The organism is Hymenobacter sediminis (assembly GCF_003231285.1).
In the GTDB taxonomy this organism is placed as follows: domain Bacteria; phylum Bacteroidota; class Bacteroidia; order Cytophagales; family Hymenobacteraceae; genus Hymenobacter; species Hymenobacter sediminis.
In genome coordinates, this window is the sequence record NZ_QKNS01000043.1 from 1 (window position 1) to 301 (window position 301).

Here is a 301-nt window from a genome sequence, read left to right on the forward strand (position 1 = left end):
CCTTCAGGGATTTCCCTTTTTGCTTGTTGTAGTGATCCAAGACGGCCTTGTGATGGGATTTGAAAAACTCCGGATTGAAGCTTGATTTGTTAAGGTGGGTCAGCACTTTTTCGAACATCCAACCATCCGAGATGGCCTTATCAAAATAATCATGCCGTAATCTCCAGCCAAAAGCATTCACTCCTTTGATTTTCATATCTGATTTCCCATACAAAAACCGGATTGCAATTTTCCCTCCGTCATCTTCCCAATACAAACTTTCATATTCCTCAGACCAAACAGGAGGTACAAAACCATAGGT

General features: G+C 41.5%; 1 pseudogene. It reads right to left on the minus strand.

Annotation, left to right across the window (positions count from 1 at the left end):
• Positions 1-301 (minus strand): annotated as a pseudogene (locus DNI29_RS24680) (NAD(P)/FAD-dependent oxidoreductase); the annotation flags it as partial.